This window comes from Aerococcus sp. HMSC23C02, from assembly GCF_001806805.1.
Taxonomy (GTDB): domain Bacteria; phylum Bacillota; class Bacilli; order Lactobacillales; family Aerococcaceae; genus Aerococcus; species Aerococcus sanguinicola.
Genome location: NZ_KV786059.1, coordinates 51,841 through 73,875, shown reverse-complemented (window position 1 = coordinate 73,875; position 22,035 = coordinate 51,841). Strand labels below are relative to the sequence as shown.

The window sequence follows — 22,035 nt, the reverse complement described above, 5'->3', positions numbered from 1 at the left end:
TGTGAAGAGGAGCCCTTTCTGCATCCTCGAACCCCACTAGGAAGGGTGTGACTGCCCTTCAATAACTAAAGAAAAAGCTCCGCTAGAGGATTAGTCAACTAATCCAAGCTAGCGGAGCTTTTTTACTACAATAAACGATCCATAACTAGGGCAGCTCTCTACGCCACAATGCATCCCAAAGCCAAAAAGAACACCAGCCAGAAAAATAGCCGATGTTCGATACGGATCACTTTCGCCAGTTGCGAATTTTCTTCTCTAGTTCACGCTGGCGGCGCAGGATATCGATAACCGTATCTGCGGTGAAGACTGCCAGAGCAATGGCTAGGGCCGTAAACATGGTGGTCGCAAGTTCACTTAGACCACGCGAATAGTCGGATTGAATGAGATAAAGAGCCGTCCGATACATGCCGCCCCCAGGCACTAGGGTATAAAATCCCGGAATGAAGAAGACCGTCACAGGTTGGTGGTAGCGCCGAGAGAACCATTGAGACATGCCTGCAATGGCTAAACTTGCAATATAGGTCGCCCCGCCCACTTCTAAAGTCAGAAAATCCAAACAAATCAAATAGACCAGCCAGCCTGTTGCTGCAATAATTGACGCCCGGTAAATTTGACGTGGGGGCGTTTGAACACAGATCGAACAAGTATAGCCCACAAAGTAAGCTGCAATAATCTGTAAGATAAAGTTAATCATCCTCTAAGCCTCCCTATAATAATTAAGGCTACCAAGGACCCCAATGCAATCATTAGGGCCTGGAAGAAGGCTTCCATGGCTCGGGCACCTCCTGCGAGATAATCTTCATGGAAGATATCCCGTAAGGAATTGGTAATAGCCGTCCCGGGCACCAGGGGCATCAAGGTCGAAACAATCACAATCCCCAAGGAAACATTAGGGAAATACCAAGCCTGCATGGCATAGGCAAATAGCGTGATCATCATGGTACAGAATACATTCTCGACCGGACTAGATATCTCATAACGCGCCGTCATGTACATCAGACCCGATAAGAAGACGGCATCAAAGGTCGTCACGATAAACTCATCTACGCCCCCGCCAAAGAGGACAGCAAAACACATCCCCAGACCAATCACGCCAACAAAGCGCATATGGATCGGGTAGGGATTGCTTTCTGAATCAATCTTTAACAGCTTCAGATAAGCTACGGCCAAGGTGATTTCTCCATTGGTCAATTGTCGAGATACTGTATTCACCTTGGATACCTTATGCAAGACACTCCCCCGCGTTTGGATCCGTTTAATCCCCACTAAACGATTATTGGCCTCATTCAAGTCATCGAGTGAGGCATAAAGGCCCGTTGCATAGGATATAGCAACTGTCGAGTAGAGGTTCGAATAACTTAAGATTCGCTCCATAGTATCTTCCACGCGGTAAGTTTCAGAGTTACTCTCCGTCATAATCTTTCCAGCTAACAGGGCCGTCTCTAAGAGTAATTTCTTAGGAACTTGTTTCTCATTTACGGCCATTCCCGTCACTCCCTCCACTGTACATATTATAATTACTATTTATTTTATCATACTGTTCCTTTATTATTATATGAAAAGTCAAAATATGAGATATTTCTCTCATTTTAGGGGCAAATAATGAACAAAAAATGTAGTCTTCATAGATATTATCAAATAAATATATAAAGGGCTTACATATTTTACTTGTGAAATTTTTAATTTAATGATACTATAATCTTGACGATGAAAAGTCAGAAAAAAATTATGGAGGTATAGCATATGTCAAGAGATGTTGTATTTGATTATATCGATAAGGAATTTGAACGCCAGCAAAATGGGATTGAGTTAATCGCGAGTGAAAACTGGGTATCCCCAGCTGTTCGTGAGGCTCAAGGTTCTGTACTCACTAACAAATACGCTGAAGGTTATCCTGGCCGTCGCTACTATGGTGGGTGCGAATTCGTTGATGAAATCGAAACCCTAGCCATTGACCGCTTAAAAGAACTCTTCGGTGCTGAATACGCCAACGTTCAACCTCACTCAGGTGCTCAAGCAAATATGGCTGTTTACTCTGCCCTCTTACAGCCAGGTGATAAAGTTCTTGGCATGAACTTAACAGATGGTGGTCACTTGACACACGGCTCTAAAGTTAACTCAAGTGGTAAACTCTATGATTTCGCTGACTACGGTGTAGACAAAGAAACTGAACGTATCGATTATGACAAGCTCGAAGAAACCGCTAAAGAAGTCCAACCAAAATTAATCGTTGCTGGGGCTTCTGCTTATGCACGCGAAATTGACTTCAAACGTATCGGTGAAATTGCTAAAGCAATTGACGCTTACTTCATGGTTGATATGGCTCACATCGCTGGTTTAGTTGCTGTTGGCCTCCACCAAAACCCAGTTCCTTATGCTGATGTTGTTACTTCAACAACTCATAAGACTTTGCGTGGTCCACGTGGCGGGGTTATCTTATCCAATAACCAAGACCTCTTTAAGAAATTAAACTCTGCTGTCTTCCCAGGCATGCAAGGTGGTCCATTAGAACACGTTATCGCTGGTAAAGCAGTTGCTTTCGGTGAAGCTCTTGAAGATTCCTTCAAAGACTACCAAAACCAAGTCGTTAAGAATGCTCAAGCCATGGCCAAAGTATTTAGCGACTCTGGTCTCCACATGGTATCTGGTGGGACTGACAACCACTTAATCTTGCTCAAGGTTATCGACCGCGACTTAACAGGTCAAGAAGTTGAAGCAGCCTTAGACGAAGTAGGTATCACTGTTAACAAGAACACCATCCCATTCGAAACCTTAAGCCCAACTAAAGCATCTGGTATCCGCTTAGGTACGCCTGCTGTTACGACTCGTGGCTTCAAGGAAGAAGAAGCAGCTAAAGTTGCGGAATGGATTGTTCGCATCATTGAAAATATCAATGACGACAAGGTGAAAGAAGAAGTTAAACAAGAAGTTCAAGACTTAGTGAAGAAATTCCCTCTTAAATAAAACCATAAATAAACCAAGCTGTCCTTAATAAAAGGCATTGGATTCAACTTTTAGCAGTTGATCCAATGCCTTTTTTATTTTCGAGGCTTAGCTTACTAGAAAAAAGGAGTCTGGCCAGTGACCAAACTCTTATCCAAGGCTTAATCCTCAATAATATCTTGACTAGTATAAATCCTGTAATGACGGAAGAAATAACTCGCAAAGAAACCGACAAAGGCTCCGATAAGCAAGCTAATAGCGCCCGCAAACAATACCTGAAGCGGTGGGTTATCCGCTAAGGGAGCTAATATACCTGGAATAATAGAAGCTGTACCCGGCGTATTATTAACCAAATCAGTCGTTGCAATATACATACCAGCCAAAGCCCCCGTCAAGGCACTGGTTGAATACACCGGTAGCGGATTAGCTGTTACCAAGTGGGCTTGGGTAAGCGGTTCTAAGGCCACACTCAGGCTCTCCTCCCTAGTTCCAATCTTCAAGCGAGTGAAGAGTAGATAGTTAGCAGTTGCCGAGGAGAAAATAGCTAAGCCTGCCACTGCCATAGCTTTTCCTGTTAATCCCATCATAGCGGTCAAGGCCATGGAACTCAGTGGCGCTGTTGATACAACAGTGAAAACCGCTCCTAGAATAGCTCCCATTAACAGTGGACTTGAATGTGAAGCTGCCTCAATAATGGTCCCAATCTGAATGAGGGCGGCATCAATAACCGGTGAAATTAGGGCTGCAACCGCATAGGCAATAGGCAAGGCCGTTGCTGCCACAACAAAAACATCCAAGCCCCCTTTAACATGGTCTTGAATATAGCGCACTAAGAAGGAAACAAGGTAAGCGCCAATAAAACCTGGTAAGACACCAAACTGCATCATAGCCAGAGCCACAAGTAAAGAATTCACCGGACTAGACCCCAAACGGAGAAGAACCATCCCAGCCGCAGCTACCCCAGCTAAGGAACCGTTCGCTTCCGCAATTCCATTCAAGAAGGGCACGTCTAAGATCGTTCCGAAAAGGGCCCCATAAACAGCTTCAACCAAGAAACTAGCAACTGCTGCATCGGCTAAGGCACTCATGGTCTTGGCCCCGTAAGGCGCTTTAAAACTAAAGAGTGTAAAGAAGGATAAAATCAAAGCTAAGTAAAACAAACCTAATAAGACATCCATAATTCGACTCCCATTCCTCTCATTTAAGAAATGGAAACTCCTTTCTTTGGTCAGAAATTTCTAGCTTACTAACAACATTTTCTGGCTCCTCATCTAAAATCTTGTCTAATTCACCTTTACACTTCGAATTATAACATAATTATGAGAGTTTTATTATAATTTATGTCTAATTGATGAGAAAATATAGTTTTTCCTTATTTATTAGTATGAAATAGTTATTTTGCTTAAGCGATATAGCGAATCAATTCTAATTGAACCTTTCCATCAACAAAGGAATAAGTTGCTTCATCGATCATGGCGGCAATAATTTCCGTATTTAAGAGGTCTTCACGAATTCCCAAGAGGTCTTCATAATACTCTTCAACCTCATACTGGCGCGGTTTCTGCAATTGGTCCATGACTTCTTCAATATCCGCTGGCTCCTCAGCCATTGAACCGATCAAATCGATAACTAAACGATCAGCTTCAAAACTAACCGCCAGCTTGAGGTCTTTAACCCGGTAGTTGAAGAAATAATCCATCATCTCAGCCGCAATTAATTTAGCCTTCCGATATTCTTGAGCGTTCAGCACGGTCTCGCCTCCATTCTGTTATCGTCTCGAGTACAGGTGCCATCGTCGCAGCGACAAAGCCCCCTGAAAAACCATTATTGTACAAATTTAAGCCTGCGTGGACGCCCCCTACATTGTTCACCAGGGTCGCATGCAAGGCCCCCGCTAAGAAACCCGCTAGTGGTCCGTAATGGCCAGCGATTGGAGCCAGAGTCGTCCCAAACAAGGCCGCTAGAATAGCGGAAGTCATATCGGGATCATGGGTCAGCATGAAATACTGCATTAAGAAGATGCCTAAGACCACTGGGGCGACATTGCGAGGGTGCTTCCCAAAGGCCGCAAAACCCATGACCGTCAAGATACCTCCCATGACGGGACCATTCAAAACCCCATCCAATAGCCAAACATAGCCTGTCGCTAAAAGGCCCAAAATACCAACATTAGCCAGGGTCAAGGCTGACCCATGCAACAAGACAAAGTCCGTCACCGAGGTCCCGGCCTCCCGGGTCAAGTCCCGGTAGCCCTTGAAGCTAAATCGATTGGCACTCCAGCCCATCAAGATTAGGAAGAGACAGAGCAAGATGACAAAGCCAAAGACCGGCCCATAGTTCATCGTCACCTGAATATTCTCCACGTCAACAGCCAACTTAAAAGACCGCATGACGCTAGCCACTACCATAGCCAGAACTCCACTGGTAAAGCCCAAATTATAAAGGTTAAAACCCAGGTGGAAGCGGAGGAAGGAAGAAGCAATGGGACTCACCACAAAGCCAATAAAAATACCCAAAGCATAGCCCAGAGGAATTCCCCAAGCCAAGGGCAGGCCCTGGCCGAAACTCACCAGACTCACAACAGGACTCAAAGCCGTTGAAAAGAGGGCTGTCAGCAGGACTTTTTTAAAAGGAATAGATAAAAACTTTGTATAAAGCCAAGCCCCCATCATAAAGGGAATGGTATTGAATAAATTTTTGCCAAAAAAAGCAAAACCTGTTACAGTAAAGAGTGCCGCAAAAAGTGGCCCTGTCATCCATTTGGCATGGCGGCTCACCATAAAAGCATTCAGTAACATAAGGATCCCGGCATTAACAAAGGTTGCCCCGTAGCCTCCGACAGCAAAATAGTCCGTCAATAAATTCGAAGGCGCGATGAGAATCTGCCAATAGCCCTGCAAAAGTTCAGGCAGGGGCTGGATTAAAAGACCACAAACAATAAAAAATAGGGCCAAAAGGTATAAAAAGTTGCTAGAAATGAGATTCTTCTTTAAAAAATAGGCATCGAGATGTTCGAGTACAGTGCCTAACAAATGGATCCCCCCTTAAGCTTTACTTATTTTGTCAAAAATTTTTTAACCGCATCCACCCTTTCTCGCGATAGAGCCCATTCGACGAAAAGCGCAACTGCCGCTCCTACTAAGGTATCCACTAAGCGCCAGAAAACATAGAGAATCCGTTCCTGGTCGGGAATGGAATAGAGGACGATCGTATAAATCGCAATGGAACCTACAATCGCTTGCGAGGAATTAAAAGCATTGCCTAAGATAATGGTGAGCATAACCCCCAAAGCAGGAAAGAGATAAGAAAAAATCTGCCAATCAGGGAAGAGGGTCATCAAAGAGACACAGAGAAGGGCCATCAAGCCCCCAATAAAATTCCCAAAAATCCGGTGGCGGCCATATTTATTGGTCGACTGGAAATCCGTTCGCTGGCTAAATCCAGCAGACAAGGCAGCAATCTGGGGAGAATGGGTGCTAAAGAGATCATATAGCAAGGCGATTAAAAAGAAACTGAGGCCTGTCTTAAAAGTCCGCATTCCTAAGTGAAATCTTGTCTGTCCCATCCCAAGGGCTCCTTTCATCCTGACAAAAACTTTATAAGTAACATAATAGCGGTCAAGTTAGTAATTAACAAGTCTAAATTTAAAGAAAATCTAAATAAAAGCATTTTGGAAAAGAAAATAGGAGGAGACGTATTGGAAAATTCATCCCTAACACCAAGTGAACGTGAACAAGTTGCCGACATCATTGTCAATGCCTTCGAAGACAAAATCCACTATGTTTGGATTATGACTAGCGACAAGGCCAAAGCTAAACGCCTGATCGCTAAACATTTTAACGAAGACCAATTAATCGTCGTCCGCGACCAAGGCAAGATCCAAGGCATCCTCTCCTATGAAAGCCGGGACCAACCCAACTTCCTCCCCATCCCCTGGCAGAGCTTCCGCCAAGAATTCGGCTTCTTCCCCTCCCTGATCCGCAGCCTAGGCTACTACATCTACAAGCACAGCCAAAGTAAGGCCCAAGCAAGAGACTGGCACATCGACCTCCTCGCCGTCCACTCCCAAGCCAGGGGCCAAGGCATCGGTAGCCAACTCCTCCAAAAAGCCAGCCAAGCCGCCAAGGCCGACCACAAACAACAAGTCATCCTAGAAGTCGTCAACAGCAACCCCCGCGGCAAAAAATTCTACGAACAAAACGGCTTCAAAACCAGCGACCACCAAACCATCCCCCGCCTCTTCCAACCCTTCACCAAAGCCGCCAACTTCAGCAGCTTCTATATCATGAAAAAAAGGGTGTGAGCAAGAGCGGTTAGACTTGAATGATTGGAGCCCAAACGGAAAAGAGCGGCTTTAGCCGATCGTTCCGATTGGGTGAAATCACTTCAAGTCTGCTCTTGCGAACCCGACTAAAGGGTGTGAAAAGACAGGGTGTGAGAGGATGCGGGAGAAAGGGACCTCTGGAGTAAAAGACCAGAGAAGGCTGGAGGCCTTCGATGGGCATTTGCGAAGAGGAGCCCTTTCTGCATCCTCGAACTCGACTACAGGGTGTGAGGGAGCGCGGGTAAAAATAGACCTCTGGAGTAAAGAGCCAGAGAATATACTGACCCCAAGCAAGATAGCAGTCCAAACTAAAAGGCAGCTAAGCGAGAAAACCAATCATTTCTCGCTTAGCTGCCTTTTTATCTTCTTAGCTATGCCAAATATCATTCAAAATATTAGTTTGTTGACGGTCAGGGCCGACAGAGAAGGTAGAAATTCTAACCCCCACTAATTCACTGACACGTTCCACATAACGGCGGGCATTGTCAGGTAGGTCATCAAGTCTCTTGCAAGCTGTGATATCTTCTGACCAGCCAGGTAGCGTTTCATAAATGGGCGTACAATCAGCCAATTCCTTAAGGCTAGCAGGGTAGTAATCAATCCGACTGCCATCTGATTTCTCATAGGCTACGCAGATTTTCACTTCTCCCAGACCAGATAGGACATCGACACAGTTCAAGCTGAGATCGGTTAAGCCAGAGATACGTTTAGAGTGGCGCATCACCACAGCGTCAAACCAACCTACCCGGCGTGGCCGACCCGTTGTCGTTCCATACTCATGACCAACTTCACGAATGCGGTCGCCCACCTCATCAAAGAGCTCAGTTGGGAAGGCCCCTTCACCCACACGTGAGGTATAGGCCTTGCAGACCCCAACAACCTTATCAATCTGGGTCGCACCGATCCCGGTTCCAACGGTGGCGCCCCCAGCTACAGGATTTGAAGAGGTGACAAAAGGATAGGTCCCTTGGTCAATATCCAGCATATTTCCTTGGGCTCCTTCAAAGAGGACACGCTGCCCTTGGTCCATCAACTGACCAATCAAATAAGAAGAGTCTGCCACATAGTCTTTGACTTCTTGGCCATAAGCATAGTAACTTTCAAAAATAGAGTCAAAATCTAAAGCTTGTCCCTGGTAAATCTTCTCAATCACTTGATTGTGATAAGCCAAATTCGCCTTTAATTTTTCCGCAAAGGTATCCTTTTCCAGTAAATCACAGAAACGAATCCCGATCCGAGCCGCCTTATCGGTATAAGCAGGGCCGATCCCTTTAATGGTCGTTCCAATCTTTTGGTCGCCCTTAGCTTCTTCTTGGAGTCGGTCTAATTCAATGTGGTAGGGCAGGATGACATGGGCCCGGTTGGAAATCCGTAAACCGCTCGTGTCTACACCATTCTCCTTAAGATAGTTCAATTCTTTGACTAAGGCTTGGGGATTGACGACAACCCCGTTGCCAATAATGGATAACTTATCTGGCGAGAAGATACCAGAAGGGATTAAGTGGAGGGCAAATTTCTTCCCATCAAATTGGATGGTATGACCGGCGTTATCGCCGCCCTGGTAGCGGACAATGGCGCTGGCCTCCTTAGCTAGGAAGTCCGTAATCTTTCCTTTCCCTTCGTCTCCCCACTGTGTTCCAACAACAACAATTCCAGACATAATTCCAAGTCCTTTCTCGATTGGCTTATCCATAGATTGGATAGTATTTTTGACGCTACAACCGTCTTTACTCCCCTACATCTCCGCTTCATCGCGGAAACTTACCGAGGAGAATTTATTGAATTCCTTAGTGAAGATTAATTTCACTGTCCCGCGGGCCCCACTCCGGTTCTTCTCAATAATCACTTCAATAATGTTATTATCAGCATCCGGATTCTCTTCCTCTTCGCTGCCCTCTCTTTGATAATAATCCTCACGGTAAAGGAAGGCAACAATATCCGCATCCTGCTCGATCGAACCGGATTCCCGGATATCACTGAGGACAGGCCGCTTATCCTGCCGCTGTTCCACACTCCGAGAAAGTTGGGACAGGGCAATGACCGGCACACTCAGTTCTTTAGCTAATTTCTTTAATTGCCGAGAAATCTCAGACACTTCCTGCTGGCGGTTCTCGCTCCGCCGGCTCCCTTCGATCAACTGCAAGTAGTCAATCACAATCAGGTCCAAGTCTCCCTTTTCTTGTTTGAGTCGGCGCGACTTAGCCCGAATATCTGTCACCCGGATCCCCGGCGTGTCATCGATGTAAATCTCAGACTCCCCCAGGGCCCCCATGGCAACGACTAGGTCAGACCACTCTTGCGGCTCTAAACGTCCCGTCCGCAGACGGTTAGCATCGATACTGCCTTCTGCACAGAGCATCCGGTTGACTAAGGACTCGGCCCCCATTTCCAGACTGAAGATGGCTACTCGACCATTCTGCTTGGTCGAAATGTTCTGGGCAATATTCAGAACGAAAGCCGTCTTCCCTACCCCAGGCCGGGCTGCAAGGATAATCAATTCATCCGGATGCAGGCCCGTGGTCATCTTATCAAGATCAGGGTAACCCGTTGCAATCCCCGTGACCGCCTCATGCTGCTTGGACAATTCTTCAATATGTCCAATCGATTCCTGGAGCACCTGGGAGATATGGATAAAACCATTCCGATTGCGATTCTCACTCACCGCTAGGATTTGCCGCTCGGCTCCATCCAGGATGGTCGTCAAGTCATGTTCCTCACCGTAAGATTCCTTCTGAATCGTATTGGTCGCATGGATCAGCTTTCTAAGGATCGACTTCTCTTCGACAATCTTGGCATAATACTCCGCATTCGCTGCCGTCGGTGTCTTCTCAGCAATTTCAAAAATATAGTCAGCCCCACCGATATTCTCCAGCATGCCCCGGCTCTGTAGATCTTCCTGGATCGTCAAGGCATCAATCGCCTCGTCCCGGTCATTGAGTCGCTGCATAGAGCTAAAAATCAAGCGGTGGCTTCTTTTATAAAAATCTTCTTCACTGACAAATTCATTGACAGTTGTAAAAATATCCGGCTCAAGTAAAATTGAACCCAATACTGCCTGCTCAGCTTCAATATTCTGAGGAGGAATACGTTCTATTAAGTCACTATCAGCCATGATTTCCCCCTTCGTCATAAATCAAGTCCTTTAGGCGTTAATAATTATACTAAAAACTTCAGCTCATGAAAATAAGCCAGGGCAAAAAAAGCCCTAGCCCATTCAATTCTCATTTTTTAATTTTCTATTCCTCAACAACATGTACCCGGATCGTCGCTTCAACATCCGGATGTAATTTCACAGGCACATTCCGATAGCCAAAAGCACGGATTGGGTTGGGTAATTCAATCTTCCGTTTATCGATCTTAATCCCATATTGGTCCTTCAAGGCTGTCGCAATCTGCTTAGATGGCACAGAACCAAAGAGACGGCCATCTTCGCCACCCTTAGCCTTAACTTCAGCAACCGTTTTCTCATCTTCTAGAAGGGCCTTTAATTTTTCAGCTTCTGCCTTTTCTTCAGCGGCTTCTTTGGCTTCTGCCTTCTGTTTGCCTTTGAGGGCAGAGATGGCACTATTAGTTGCTTCTTTAGCTAGGCCTTTTTTAATCAGGTAGTTTTGCGCATAGCCGGTAGAAACTTCCTTAATTTCACCTTTTTTACCTTGTTTTTTAACATCTTGTAAGAATATGACTTTCATCCTTATTCCTCCTTATCTTTTGCTAAAACTGCTTTCAACTGGTCGACCGCTTCACTCACCGTGACATCGGAAATCTGTGTGGCAGCATTGGATAAGTGGCCGCCACCACCTAGTTCTTCCATAATCGTTTGCACGTTGACATTCCCCATACTCCGAGCCGAGATGCCGACCCGACCATCATTGCGTTGGAAGACAACGAAGGAAGCAGCTATCCCATTCATAGACAAGAGGGTGTCCGCTGCTTGGGCGGCAATCACAGTGGAATACACTTGACCGTCCGGCCCCTGGGCAATCCCCATATTGGGCTCAACATACTGAACGCTCTCGATCAATTGGCTGCGGTCGATATAATCATTGAGGTCCTCCTTCAAGAACTCTTGGATGAGAATGGAATCGGCCCCATTGGACTTCAGATAAGAAGCTGCATCAAAGGTCCGTGAGCCCGTACGCAAAGAGAAGTTTCGCGAGTCAACAGTAATCCCTGCCAACATGATCGTCGCTTCCAAGCGATTAACTGGACTGCCTTCTGGATTCTGGTATTCAAAGAATTCCGTAATCAATTCGCAGGCCGAGGAAGCATAGGGCTCAATGTATTCTAAGAGAATATTGTTGGCCACTTCTTCGCCTTTCCGGTGGTGGTCAATAACCACAATCCCATTAACAGCTTCAATTAATTCAGGGGCTACCGTAATAGAAGGCCGGTGAACATCCACCAAGAAGACAAGAGAGTCTGGTTGGACCATCTCTTCGGCCTGGCTTGGCGAAATAATAGCCTCTGCATTATCAGGATCTTGACGTAATTCCTCAATTACCCGCTTAATATCCTGGTTGATCCGATCTTCATTCACCACGATATAGCAGTGGCTATTATTCATTTGAGCAATACGCCGAATTCCCACACATGCACCAATAGCATCCATATCGGGATAATCGTGCCCCATAACAAAGATGGTTTGGTTTTCCTGCATCATCTTAGCAATCGTATTGGCAATTTGCCGCGACCGCACATGGGTCCGCTTAACCATTGGATTGGTTTTTCCCCCATAGTAACGGGCCTTTTGGTTCTTAACTTTGATGACAACTTGGTCACCCCCACGGCTCAAGGCCAGGTCCACATTGGCTTGGGCTTGGTCCCCGATTTCGCTAATACTCAGCGGGTCATCCATCTCACGATAAGAAATCCCAATTGAAAGGGTCAGTGGGAAGTTCCACTTAGAAGTGGCTTCCCGGATGGTATCGATAATCTGGAATTTATCCTCTTCCATCTCTTGCAAGGCCCCGTAAGTCCCGATGAGAAGGAAGCGGTCATCATCCAATTCTTTAACAAAACTATTATACTTTCGACCCCAAGTCGACAATTGCTTGGTCATGTAGTTATCGATCGTTGACTTGCGGCGGTCATTCAAGGCCGACATGATTTCATCATAATTATCCACCAAAATATGGCCGATAATCATACGGTTATTGCTGGCAGCCTGGCTAATTTCACCATACTTAGTCACATCCATGAAATACATAGCCCGCTGGTCGCGCAAAAGCCCCACATCAAAGAATCGATCCTGCCATTGAATCCGATCCGTTGATTGGCCCTCTTCCTCATATAAGCGATGGAAAACCTCGGCCAAATCTTCATCAATTTCTTCGAGTTCGTGGCCAATCAAATCATTACGGTCAAAATACTTCAATAAATAAGGATTCACCCAGTCGATCAAATTATCATTCGGATTAAACAAGATAATACCAATCGGCATCTGCAATAAAATCTCATTCTGAACCGATTGCAAACGATTTTCGAGCCGCTCCATTTGCTTGGCAAACTCATATTCCAGGGCATTCCAAGCATAAAGTAAAACTAAAGCTACTAAGATAACTAATACGAGGATGAGAGCCCCTAATTTCACACTAGAGATAAAGGCTAGGATGGCACAAGCCAAGAGTAAGAGTGCAGCAATCCCAATCGCAAGAGAAATGCGACCATCTTTTAATTCAGGATGCTGCTTAGACTGCTTGTAATTTTTTTGCATGATCTACTCCTTCATTTCATATAAGGATATTTTAACACACTTAGCTTATTTTTAAATTAATTTCAATCATCTCTATTATACCGTGAAACAGGCAAAAAGAAAAGGATAAAAGAACATGTGTTCCCTATATAAATGTTACACGTGAAACATTTTTTTAGTCAAACTTTATGTTTTCTCTTTATTTTTACTATTAATTTTAATAAAGTGTTTCACGTGAAACAAAATAAAATCACTTTTTTGGTGAAACAAATTAATAAAGTAAGCTTCACATAGAGTAAAAGAAGTAAAACTCAAACTATTGTCTTTATATGTTAAATAAACACTTTATTATCACTTGCTATCAATCATTGAGAAATATTTTTGCTCAGTTATAAAAAATAAATTTTACTATTTCTATTTTTTTTATAAATGTTCCACGTGAAACACTAATACTGATTCCAATTTATTAAGCATCCAATTTTAAAATGTTTCACGTGAAACATAGCTGGAAAAAGTTAATAGGAAAGATATTAATCATTACGATAAAGAAAACTAAGCATTTATCTTACAAAAGCAATTAACTCTGGGCAACAAGCTTCATAGTGAATTAAAGTCGATTTTGATATTTTCATTTCAAGCAATCGAAACTTGCCAATAAAAAAAGAAGAACTAGAGGATAAAGTATTAGATATCAAAGTGGAACTCTTCCTTTAACTGGACAGACCTCCCTATCTAAAATCATTTTTTCTTAAAGCCAACTACAAATTAAAATTCATCCATCAACCAAGCTAAAGATTTCCCCATAATTTTTCACCATGTACGAGTTGTCATGGGATACGGATATTAGGATGTGGTACTAGGCTAGTTAGCTGATTCAAAACTAACTAATCAACAGTAAGCATTTACAATCCACTCTTCCTTGTCTAAATAAAAGCTATCGCTTCCTCCCAATTTTAAGGATTGAACTTATAATATAGATTTACCAGTCACAGATAGCAACTATACATGATTAACAATTACAGTATATAATAAATAAGCAAGAGACAAATATCTACAATCATTGTTTCACGTGAAACACAAATAGGAAGGATCACACTTTCATTCAGTATTAATGATTCTCCACTGGCCTCCTCCGCTTGGATAAATTAATTTAATATTGCTAGTTTTTAAACTAAATGATATGGAGAATTATAGAATTAGGATGATACTAGTTAGACCTTTCGTTAACCTGAAATCATTTCAAGTCTAATTTTGCGAAGCCAACTCAACAACTATACCAAGAGTGTGAGTGTAAGGCTTTGTCCGCTTAACTTTTGTTCACTGGAGTAAGCCATAAGAATTAGAATAAGTCTGCAATACTTGACTATGTGACGGAGACTTGTGAAGTCACATGAAAGTTGGAAAATGAATCCAATTACTAACTATGTCCAATCCTTTACCAACACTTTCCCATAGTTCACAGATAGTTGCTATAGCTGATCGAAAGCTAGCGAATTACAGATATATACGTTAAGCCGAATTCAGGACTAATCTACTTTTGTCACACGCTCATATAGAATTAAAATTAATCTATTTATCCTACATATCACATTCATTATCCTTTTTTAAAGAAGACATTTTTTTGGGGAAAGTAATTAGTTATAGTCAACAATACTTTTCATTAACTAACTTGAAATTTAGCGCTAGTTTATAGATGTCTGCCATATTTAGTAAAAAGGCTTCTGTGGGCACACAAAGTCAATTGTTCCACGTGAAACATAGAACTGAATTAAATAAAGCTAGCAATATATTCAACATTTATTTACTAATTTTAGGAAAGCACTATTTCTTTAACTTACGGCTTATTAACATCACTAGCAAACTATAAAAAAGAGAGATGATACTTCCTGCATGCTTGCAGAAAAATCATCTCTCTTTTATTTATTACACACTCTGGTGATTCAATAATACGTATTCTTGCTTAGGAAAGTATTATATTAAGATTATTTTGGTCAAAGTTATCCTAAATCTGCTAGGAAGTTAGATCTTTTCATTAACTCAAGACTAATTCACTATTTTTTATTGGGCTATGTATTCTCAAAAACTCATCGATGGGGAATGAGCCACATTCTTTATTATAGACTTGTTAGTTTTAATTTCTTAGCTTTGACAAGTTAAAGATAATAACTTTTACGCTAACATATTGCCCTTAATAGCCATTAAAAAATTCATTTTGTTCCACGTGGCACATTAAAAGATCTAGTCACATCGCTAATCACTTTTTAGCTAGAAGAACTTATACACAGTTTTATAAAAGGAAAATTTTCACTTATCCACACTAGGGTACAGCAATATTATTTTCTTATTTTTATCCACAATCCAAGGATATCCACATTAGGCTTAGAATTTTCCATATGTAAGTACTTTTTTATCTAATCATCAATAGTAATTGTCGTTAAAGAGAACATACGTTCCTATCAATGGACAAAAACTCCTGTTTTCAAACATCTTATCCACAATTCAACAGACTTATCCACTTATAAACAGCATTGTGGATAGAATTTGTGGATAAGTGCTGGGCTGTTTCACGTGGAACAATCCACAGTTATTCTCATAAATATCCACAACTGTGCATAAAAAGAATTAACATGTGGAAAACTCTTGTTTTAGGAACATATGTTTATACACAGGCATAAAAAAAGCACCCGGTTAATACCCGGTGCTCTCTTCTATTAGTCCTGAACGGTAAATGGTAATAGGGCCATTACACGTGAACGTTTAATAGCAGTTGCTAAAGCACGTTGGTGTTTTGCACATGTACCAGTTACACGGCGAGGTAAGATTTTACCTTTTTCAGAAATATAACGTTGTAATAAATCTGTATCTTTAAAATCAATGTGATCTACATGGTTAGCGCAGAAGAAACATACTTTTCTACGTCTACGGCCACCACGACGACGATTTTGTGCCATGTTCATTATCCTCCTTTATTCCATTTTTAGAATGGCAGGTCATCATCGGCAATATTAATCGAAGACCCATCATTGTTAGATGATTGGTTCTGGTCGTTGTTACCAGAAGCAAATGGGTTATCATTGCCAAATCCGCCTGCACTAAACGGAGAAGAATTATCATTAGAGGCAAAAGGATCTTGATTTGCTTGGGAAGCAAATGGATCTTGGTTTTGGTTTGATGAACCAAAGTTATTGCCTTGGTAAGCATTGTTACCATATGAATTGTTGTTAGATTGTGGACGACTTTCAGTAACTGATTTTGGTTCTAGTAAGCTGAAATTATTAGCTAAAACTTCTGTTACGTAAACACGTTGCCCTTGTTGGTTTTCGTAGTTACGCGTTTGAATGCTCCCTTCAATTCCGACGAGGGAACCTTTCCGGGTAAACTTAGCAAAATTTTCGGCTGACTTACGCCACATCACACAGGAAATGAAGTCTGTCTCAGTTTCACCCTGTGAATTACGAAAGTTGCGATCACAAGCTACTGTAAAGTTAGCAACAGCGATGCCGCTTTGCGTATAACGTAAATCGACTTCTCGAGTTAATCGGCCAACTAATACGACATTGTTAATCATATGATAATCCCTCTCTCGTAATCTTAGTCTTCATTAAGCTTCAATTTTAGTGATCATGTGACGTAAAATGCCGTCGTTGATCTTAGCGAGACGGTCAAATTCGTTGATGCCTTCAGCATCTTCAGCTTCACATTCTACGATATGGTAGATTCCTTCGCGGAAATCTTCAATTTCGTATGCGAAACGACGTTTTTGCCAGTCTTTTGATTCAATGATTGAAGTCCCGTTTGAAGTTAAGATATTGTCAAAGTTTTCAACTAAGGCTGATTTTGACGCATCATCTAAATCTGGACGGATAATGTATAAAACTTCATATTTAGTCATTGGCTTTCGCACCTCCTTTTGGTCTTGTGGCTCTCCTCATTAGAAAAGAGCAAGGAGAGTATATTCATACTCACAATATTATATTTTAACAGACTGGGAAAAATGACGCAAGTAATTGCTCAGTATTTTTCCATAATTATTTTTCTGCTGGCATCTGGATCCACCTAGCATTTTAGGGGCATTCCACCAAGCGATGGGCTATAATGGAGATAAGAGCTTTTATTGAAAGGGGTTTTTCCATGCAATTCTTTAACTATCTCCACCAGGGACAAGCTGGCTTGGGTGCTTACATAAACGACAAGCACTACGCCCTCAGTGACTGGATCTTTGACCATGAAAATTTAATGATCCGCTCGATTGATGACCTCCTGCAGGCTGACCAGGCCAAGGCCTTAATCGACCGGCTCAGAGCTTTAACTCCACAAGACCTACTTCCTTTAGAAGGGGACTTTGACTTTCTGCCCGCTGTGTTAGCGCCGGAGAAAATTCTCTGCGTCGGGCTCAACTACCAGGACCATATTGATGAAGTGGACCGGTCGGATGCTCGGGAAGAGCCGACGATCTTCTCTAAGTTTAATAATGCCTTGGCAGCGGCTGGGCAAAAGATTCCTTTCCCAAGTTATGGCAGCCAGCTCGACTATGAGGCTGAGCTTGTCGCTATCGTGGGGGAAGAAATCAAAGACATCCAAGCAAAAGATTTCCGACCGGATATGATCTTTGCCTATACGGCAGGTAATGATCTCTCCTTGAGGGACCGGCAATTCGCCAGTAGTCAGTGGTTGGTCGGGAAGACAGGAGATGGTTTTGCGCCAGTCGGTCCCTATGTCAGCTTATCAGACCAGCTTGATCCTCAGCAGCTCGCCATTAGCTGCCAGGTGAACGGTCAGACGGTCCAGGCCGCTTCGACCCAACAAATGATCTTCAGCATTCCTGAAATTGTGAGCTACCTGTCCCGTCATATGACACTTAAGCCGGGTGATCTCATCTTCACCGGGACGCCGGATGGGGTAATTGCCGGTAAAAAAGCTGAAGACCAAGTCTGGCTGCAGCCGGGAGACCAGGTCTGTGTGACAATTGAAGGGATCGGCAGTCTGGAGAATACTATTGCTTAAGCGAGCCTTTCATTTGCGCTAATTTGACAAAGACTGTCAGGTAGATGAAGGCTGCCACAATAAGTAATAAATAGGCCGGTAAGTGGAAGAAATAAACAATAACTAAAATAAAGGCTAGAACCGTTCCAGCAAATAGGAGGCTAACTCCCAATCCCTGGGCAAGTAGGTGGTTGTGGTCGGCCTGGTTTTGGTCAAGACTGTAAAAAGCGATCTGGTCCTGCTTCAGTGCCCAAAAACCAAGTCCTAGGGTCACCACAGCCAGGATAAGAAAGATAAGATAAAGCATCATGAGCCCTCCTTTCTTAGGCTTAGCTATATTCTACCGGATTTATTCTCTTAGCTGCAAATAGGAGGGCTGAGTTCTTTTATTCGCTTGCTGGCCTGGCTTGTGATAAAGTGGAGGGTACGCATTTATGATCAATAGTGATTGTTTGATTAGATTGGAGGCACTCGATTGTGCAAGTATTTGCTTACCTAAGAGCTTACCGTTGGCGAATCTTACTCGTTATTTTACTGACCTTCGGAAATGCTCTGGGTGAACTTTTTCTACCCAAATTAATGTCTACGGTGGTTGACCAAGGGGTGGCTAATGGGGATACCCAGCTGATTCTTAAGATCGGGGGCGTCATGTTGCTTGTTGTTCTCGTGACCGTCCTCTGCCGGGGCTCAGCTGCCTACCACTCGGCTAAGGCAACTATGGGCTTCTCCAGGGACGTCCGCCACCAGATGTATACCAAGGTCAACCACATGACCTTCGATGAGACCGAAGACTTCGGAATTTCCTCTTTAATTACCCGGACAACGGATGATGTCAATCAAATTGAACAAATGGCCTTGATGGGCATGCGGCCCTGGGTCCGGGGACTGTTAATGTTTGTGGGCGGGCTGATTATGGCCCTAACCACTAATCTCCGCTTGTCTTTTGTTATTTTTCTCAGTTTACCCTTAATTCTTATCGGGACCTATATTGTCTTTCGAGTGGCTTTGCCTTATTTTCCTAAGTTGCAAGCCTATCTCGACCGCATCAACCTGCTTTTCCGCCAGCGTCTGACGGGGCTGCGGGTTATTCGAGCCTTTTCTCGTAACCGTTATGAAGAAGAGATCTTCAGTGAAGCCAATGAGGACTACTACCAGACTGCCCTCAAGGTGAACCGTATTATGATTACCGTTATGCCTCTTTTGACCATTATCTTGAACTTCTCCCTAGTTGGTGTGGCTTATTTTGGTTCTCACCTGATCGACCAGGGGGACTTGCAGATTGGAGATATGATGGCTTATCTCCAGTATATTACCCAGGTACTTTCGGCTTTGATCATGATCTCTCACCTCTTAACCATGCTGCCGCGAACCTTTACCTCGGCCCAGCGGGTGAATGAACTCTTGACCTATCCAACGCGTGAAATTGGGGGACAGATCTCCCTCCAAGAGCCGATTCAACGGATTGAAGCCCGTGACTTGACCTTCTATTACCCAGGCGCCAATCTGCCGGCCTTAAAGGAGATTAACTTTAGGGTCGAACGTGGGCAGACCCTGGGCATTATTGGAGGAACAGGATCGGGGAAGTCGACCCTGCTCAAACTCCTGCTCCAATTCTATGATCCAAGTGCCGGCCACTTACTCATTAACGACCAGGATATTGAAGACTTAGAAGCCGCTAGTGTACGCGACCAGATGAGCTATGTGCCCCAGCAAAACTTCTTCTTCACCAAGTCCATCCGTGACAACTTATCCTATAGTAATGAAGCCGTCAGTGACGACCGCTTGCTGAATAACCTAGAGATCGCCCAGGCCAGAGACTTCCTGCCTGAAGAAAGCCCACTCGATGAAGCCATGATCCGGGGAGGAAATAACTTCTCAGGCGGCCAACGCCAACGTCTAGCCATCGCCCGGGCCTTGAGTCGGCAGGTCCCTGTCTATATCTTCGACGACTCCTTCTCTGCCTTAGATTATCAGACGGACTACGAACTCCGCCAGGCCCTTCAGGAAGCCCTGGACCAGGCCATCTTAATTATTGTCGCTCAGCGTGTGGCTACCATTCGCCATGCCGATAAAATTCTTGTCCTCGATAATGGCCAAGTCAAAGGTTTCGGCAGCCATGAGGACTTGCTAGAAAATAACCAAATTTACCGTGAAATTGCCCTAAGTCAAGGAGAGGAGGCGGTTGACCATGCCTAAGCAAAAACAAAAAACCTTACCCCGGCTCCTCGCCTACCTGGGCCAATACAAGTTCTTCTTAGCTCTCAGTGTCTTAGCCACCTTGGTCATCGCTGCCTGTGATATCATTGCCCCTCGCATGATGGGGGACTTAACCAGTCAACTCTTCCACGATATCCAATCCGGCCAGGCCATTAACTTCCAGGCAGTAGGCCGACTCTGCCTTATCCTAGTCGGTCTCTACTTGGCCCTAGCTGTCTTTAATTTCATCCAGGGGCAACTTCTCACCTATATTTCCCAGAACTTTATCTTAAGACTCAGGGAAGAAGTATCTCATAAGGTCAAGCATATTCCCTTAGCCTACTTCGACCAAGCACGAACGGGCGACCTTTTGAGCCGGATGACCAGCGATGTAGAGGTACTCGGGAAGAATATCCAGCAAACCATCAGCCAGGTCTTCTACGGGATTATCCTCCTCCTAGGAATTATCGTGATGATGCTCCGCATTTCTGCTGTGATGACCGCTATCTTCTTCGTCACCATCCCCCTGAGTTTCTTTGCTACCCGCTTTATTACCAGCCGGTCGCAGAAATACTTCCGTGCCAAGGCAAAGGGTCTGGGGGCTATGGTCGCCTACGTTGAAGAAAGCTTTACTGGGACAGACCTGATCAAGGCTTATAACTATGAAGACCGGGCCGACAAAGAATTCCGTAGCTACAATGACAAGCTCTATGACGTGTCTTACAAGGCCAGCTTTATGGCGGGGGTCCTCCTACCTGTGATGACCTTTGTCAGCAACATGGGCTATGTCGCTATTGCCATCGTCGGCGGCCTCCTCGTCCTCAACCAACAGATCCTCGTCGGGGACGTCTTGGCCTTTATCCAGTACAGTCAGAAGATGACTCGCCCCATCAATACCATGGCAGAGATGGCCAACCTCCTCCAAGAGACCATGGCATCAGCCGACCGGGTCTTCGAATTCTTAGATGCCCCTGAAGAAGTGGAATGCGATGAAGCGCGAATTGACTCACCTATCGAAAGCATCAGCTTCGACCATGTGGGCTTTGCCTATGAAGCCGGCCATCCTATTATCAAAGACCTGAGTTTAGAAGTGGACCAGGGGCAAACAATTGCCATTGTGGGGCCAACGGGAGCCGGTAAGACCACCCTGATCAACCTCCTCTTGCGCTTCTACGATGTCAGCAAGGGCGCGATCCGGATCAACGGAACGGACATTCGCCAGGTACCGCGCGATAACCTGCGCCAACATTTTGGCATGGTCCTCCAAGACACTTGGCTCCTCCAAGCCAGTATCGAAGAAAATATCCGCTATGGTAAGTCCGGAGCTAGCCAAGAAGAAGTGATTCAGGCGGCCAAACAAGCCCACTGCTACCACTTCATTGAGAGCCTACCAGATGGCTTCGACACCCTACTCAACGAAGAAGCCTCCAACATCTCCCAAGGCCAACGCCAGCTCCTCACCATTGCCCGGGCCTTCATCTCGGACCCTGACATCCTCATCCTGGACGAAGCTACCTCCTCCGTCGACACCCGGACAGAAGGCCTCATCCAAGAAGCCATGGCCAATCTCATGACTGGGCGGACCAACTTCGTCATCGCCCACCGCCTCTCCACCATCGTCGACGCCGACCGCATCCTCGTCCTCGACCAGGGGGACATCGTTGAACAGGGTAGCCACCAAGAACTCCTCGCCCTCAACGGCACCTACGCCAAACTCTACCAAAGCCAATTCGCTGAATAAAAGGGTGTGAGGGCGCGCGGGTAGCTTTCGTTCGCTGGAGCAAGTCACCAGAGCAGTCTGTAAGACTGCGGCGGAGACTTGTGAAGTGACACGAAAGCTAAGCGACCGAACCCGACTAGATCAGGGTGTGAGAGGATGCGGGAAAAAGGGACCTCT

At 44.5% G+C, this 22,035-nt stretch carries 19 protein-coding genes; 5 read left to right on the top strand and 14 right to left on the bottom strand.

Annotated elements, in window-relative coordinates:
• Positions 1-226: 226 nt before the first annotated feature.
• Together HMPREF3090_RS06620 and HMPREF3090_RS06615 are read right to left on the bottom strand one after the other, a co-directional pair.
• A complete protein-coding gene (locus HMPREF3090_RS06620) occupies positions 227-694 on the bottom strand; it encodes a threonine/serine exporter family protein (RefSeq protein WP_067973560.1) in 468 nt (155 codons plus the stop codon).
• Positions 691-1,485, bottom strand: a complete 795-nt coding sequence (locus HMPREF3090_RS06615; protein WP_067973563.1) for a threonine/serine exporter family protein — start codon at positions 1,483-1,485, stop codon at positions 691-693. Before HMPREF3090_RS06615 ends, HMPREF3090_RS06620 begins: the two co-directional genes overlap by 4 nt.
• 258 nt (positions 1,486-1,743) lie before the next feature.
• Here HMPREF3090_RS06615 and glyA point away from each other — a divergent pair, with 258 nt between their 5' ends.
• Positions 1,744-2,964, top strand: coding sequence for a serine hydroxymethyltransferase (gene glyA / locus HMPREF3090_RS06610; RefSeq protein ID WP_067973566.1), 1,221 nt, complete (start codon positions 1,744-1,746; stop codon positions 2,962-2,964).
• Between the two features lie 140 nt (positions 2,965-3,104).
• Here glyA and HMPREF3090_RS06605 read toward each other — a convergent pair whose 3' ends face one another.
• The 4 genes from HMPREF3090_RS06605 to HMPREF3090_RS06590 form a co-directional block, all read right to left on the bottom strand.
• Positions 3,105-4,121, bottom strand: a complete 1,017-nt coding sequence (locus HMPREF3090_RS06605; RefSeq protein WP_067973569.1) for a PTS sugar transporter subunit IIC — start codon at positions 4,119-4,121, stop codon at positions 3,105-3,107.
• A 224-nt stretch (positions 4,122-4,345) separates the two neighbouring features.
• The gene (locus tag HMPREF3090_RS06600) at positions 4,346-4,693 is read right to left on the bottom strand and encodes a hypothetical protein (protein ID WP_067973574.1); all 348 of its coding nucleotides are present in this window, start codon (positions 4,691-4,693) and stop codon (positions 4,346-4,348) included.
• On the bottom strand, positions 4,662-5,897 hold the full coding sequence (locus HMPREF3090_RS06595) for a DUF1576 domain-containing protein (RefSeq protein ID WP_148130137.1): 1,236 nt from the start codon (positions 5,895-5,897) through the stop codon (positions 4,662-4,664). Before HMPREF3090_RS06595 ends, HMPREF3090_RS06600 begins: the two co-directional genes overlap by 32 nt.
• 101 nt (positions 5,898-5,998) lie before the next feature.
• Positions 5,999-6,508: an FUSC family protein gene (locus HMPREF3090_RS06590; protein ID WP_067973582.1), complete on the bottom strand. Its 510-nt coding sequence runs from the start codon at positions 6,506-6,508 to the stop codon at positions 5,999-6,001.
• 132 nt (positions 6,509-6,640) lie between these two features.
• On the opposite strand from HMPREF3090_RS06590, the gene HMPREF3090_RS06585 reads away from it, so the two are divergent.
• Positions 6,641-7,246 carry a GNAT family N-acetyltransferase gene (locus HMPREF3090_RS06585; RefSeq protein ID WP_067973586.1) on the top strand — a complete coding sequence of 202 codons (606 nt, stop codon included), beginning with the start codon at positions 6,641-6,643 and terminating at the stop codon, positions 7,244-7,246.
• A 388-nt stretch (positions 7,247-7,634) separates the two neighbouring features.
• On the opposite strand, the gene HMPREF3090_RS06580 is transcribed toward HMPREF3090_RS06585, so the two are convergent.
• The 7 genes from HMPREF3090_RS06580 to rpsF all read right to left on the bottom strand — a co-directional run bounded on the left by HMPREF3090_RS06580 (position 7,635) and on the right by rpsF (position 16,851).
• On the bottom strand, positions 7,635-8,927 hold the full coding sequence (locus HMPREF3090_RS06580) for an adenylosuccinate synthase (RefSeq protein ID WP_067973589.1): 1,293 nt from the start codon (positions 8,925-8,927) through the stop codon (positions 7,635-7,637).
• A 75-nt stretch (positions 8,928-9,002) separates the two neighbouring features.
• Positions 9,003-10,379, bottom strand: coding sequence for a replicative DNA helicase (gene dnaB / locus HMPREF3090_RS06575; protein WP_067973592.1), 1,377 nt, complete (start codon positions 10,377-10,379; stop codon positions 9,003-9,005).
• Positions 10,380-10,503: 124 nt separating this feature from the next.
• On the bottom strand, positions 10,504-10,956 hold the full coding sequence (gene rplI, locus HMPREF3090_RS06570) for a 50S ribosomal protein L9 (RefSeq protein ID WP_067973596.1): 453 nt from the start codon (positions 10,954-10,956) through the stop codon (positions 10,504-10,506).
• Between the two features lie 2 nt (positions 10,957-10,958).
• Positions 10,959-12,980 (bottom strand): DHH family phosphoesterase, encoded by a 2,022-nt coding sequence (locus tag HMPREF3090_RS06565; RefSeq protein ID WP_067973600.1) that lies wholly within the window; start codon positions 12,978-12,980, stop codon positions 10,959-10,961.
• Positions 12,981-15,670: 2,690 nt separating this feature from the next.
• Positions 15,671-15,910, bottom strand: coding sequence for a 30S ribosomal protein S18 (rpsR, locus tag HMPREF3090_RS09660; RefSeq protein ID WP_083272419.1), 240 nt, complete (start codon positions 15,908-15,910; stop codon positions 15,671-15,673).
• Positions 15,911-15,936: 26 nt separating this feature from the next.
• Positions 15,937-16,527 carry a single-stranded DNA-binding protein gene (gene ssb / locus HMPREF3090_RS06560; protein ID WP_067973604.1) on the bottom strand — a complete coding sequence of 197 codons (591 nt, stop codon included), beginning with the start codon at positions 16,525-16,527 and terminating at the stop codon, positions 15,937-15,939.
• A gap of 33 nt (positions 16,528-16,560) precedes the next feature.
• Positions 16,561-16,851 (bottom strand): 30S ribosomal protein S6, encoded by a 291-nt coding sequence (gene rpsF, locus HMPREF3090_RS06555; RefSeq protein ID WP_067973608.1) that lies wholly within the window; start codon positions 16,849-16,851, stop codon positions 16,561-16,563.
• Between the two features lie 239 nt (positions 16,852-17,090).
• Here rpsF and HMPREF3090_RS06550 point away from each other — a divergent pair, with 239 nt between their 5' ends.
• Positions 17,091-17,963 carry a fumarylacetoacetate hydrolase family protein gene (locus HMPREF3090_RS06550; RefSeq protein ID WP_067973611.1) on the top strand — a complete coding sequence of 291 codons (873 nt, stop codon included), beginning with the start codon at positions 17,091-17,093 and terminating at the stop codon, positions 17,961-17,963.
• Here HMPREF3090_RS06550 and HMPREF3090_RS06545 read toward each other — a convergent pair.
• On the bottom strand, positions 17,953-18,249 hold the full coding sequence (locus HMPREF3090_RS06545; RefSeq protein ID WP_067973615.1) for a hypothetical protein: 297 nt from the start codon (positions 18,247-18,249) through the stop codon (positions 17,953-17,955). The two genes, HMPREF3090_RS06550 and HMPREF3090_RS06545, sit on opposite strands and share 11 nt — an antisense overlap.
• A gap of 170 nt (positions 18,250-18,419) precedes the next feature.
• Here HMPREF3090_RS06545 and HMPREF3090_RS06540 point away from each other — a divergent pair, with 170 nt between their 5' ends.
• Both HMPREF3090_RS06540 and HMPREF3090_RS06535 read left to right on the top strand, forming a co-directional pair.
• Positions 18,420-20,138: an ABC transporter ATP-binding protein gene (locus tag HMPREF3090_RS06540; protein WP_067973618.1), complete on the top strand. Its 1,719-nt coding sequence runs from the start codon at positions 18,420-18,422 to the stop codon at positions 20,136-20,138.
• A complete protein-coding gene (locus HMPREF3090_RS06535; RefSeq protein ID WP_067973621.1) occupies positions 20,131-21,879 on the top strand; it encodes an ABC transporter ATP-binding protein in 1,749 nt (582 codons plus the stop codon). The genes HMPREF3090_RS06540 and HMPREF3090_RS06535 overlap by 8 nt, the downstream gene beginning before the upstream one ends.
• Positions 21,880-22,035 lie beyond the last annotated feature (156 nt).

Excerpts from the sequence above, each read along its gene's own strand:
- HMPREF3090_RS06550 (WP_067973611.1), top strand. The coding sequence starts at position 17,091 with ATGCAATTCTTTAACTATCTCCACCAGGGACAAGCTGGCTTGGGTGCT.
- rpsF (WP_067973608.1), bottom strand. The coding sequence starts at position 16,851 with ATGACTAAATATGAAGTTTTATACATTATCCGTCCAGATTTAGATGAT.
- HMPREF3090_RS06620 (WP_067973560.1), bottom strand. The coding sequence starts at position 694 with ATGATTAACTTTATCTTACAGATTATTGCAGCTTACTTTGTGGGCTAT.
- rplI (WP_067973596.1), bottom strand. The coding sequence starts at position 10,956 with ATGAAAGTCATATTCTTACAAGATGTTAAAAAACAAGGTAAAAAAGGT.
- ssb (WP_067973604.1), bottom strand. The coding sequence starts at position 16,527 with ATGATTAACAATGTCGTATTAGTTGGCCGATTAACTCGAGAAGTCGAT.
- HMPREF3090_RS06535 (WP_067973621.1), top strand. The coding sequence starts at position 20,131 with ATGCCTAAGCAAAAACAAAAAACCTTACCCCGGCTCCTCGCCTACCTG.
- HMPREF3090_RS06605 (WP_067973569.1), bottom strand. The coding sequence starts at position 4,121 with ATGGATGTCTTATTAGGTTTGTTTTACTTAGCTTTGATTTTATCCTTC.
- HMPREF3090_RS06545 (WP_067973615.1), bottom strand. The coding sequence starts at position 18,249 with ATGCTTTATCTTATCTTTCTTATCCTGGCTGTGGTGACCCTAGGACTT.
- rpsR (WP_083272419.1), bottom strand. The coding sequence starts at position 15,910 with ATGGCACAAAATCGTCGTCGTGGTGGCCGTAGACGTAGAAAAGTATGT.
- HMPREF3090_RS06565 (WP_067973600.1), bottom strand. The coding sequence starts at position 12,980 with ATGCAAAAAAATTACAAGCAGTCTAAGCAGCATCCTGAATTAAAAGAT.
- HMPREF3090_RS06615 (WP_067973563.1), bottom strand. The coding sequence starts at position 1,485 with ATGGCCGTAAATGAGAAACAAGTTCCTAAGAAATTACTCTTAGAGACG.
- HMPREF3090_RS06580 (WP_067973589.1), bottom strand. The coding sequence starts at position 8,927 with ATGTCTGGAATTGTTGTTGTTGGAACACAGTGGGGAGACGAAGGGAAA.
- glyA (WP_067973566.1), top strand. The coding sequence starts at position 1,744 with ATGTCAAGAGATGTTGTATTTGATTATATCGATAAGGAATTTGAACGC.
- dnaB (WP_067973592.1), bottom strand. The coding sequence starts at position 10,379 with ATGGCTGATAGTGACTTAATAGAACGTATTCCTCCTCAGAATATTGAA.
- HMPREF3090_RS06590 (WP_067973582.1), bottom strand. The coding sequence starts at position 6,508 with ATGGGACAGACAAGATTTCACTTAGGAATGCGGACTTTTAAGACAGGC.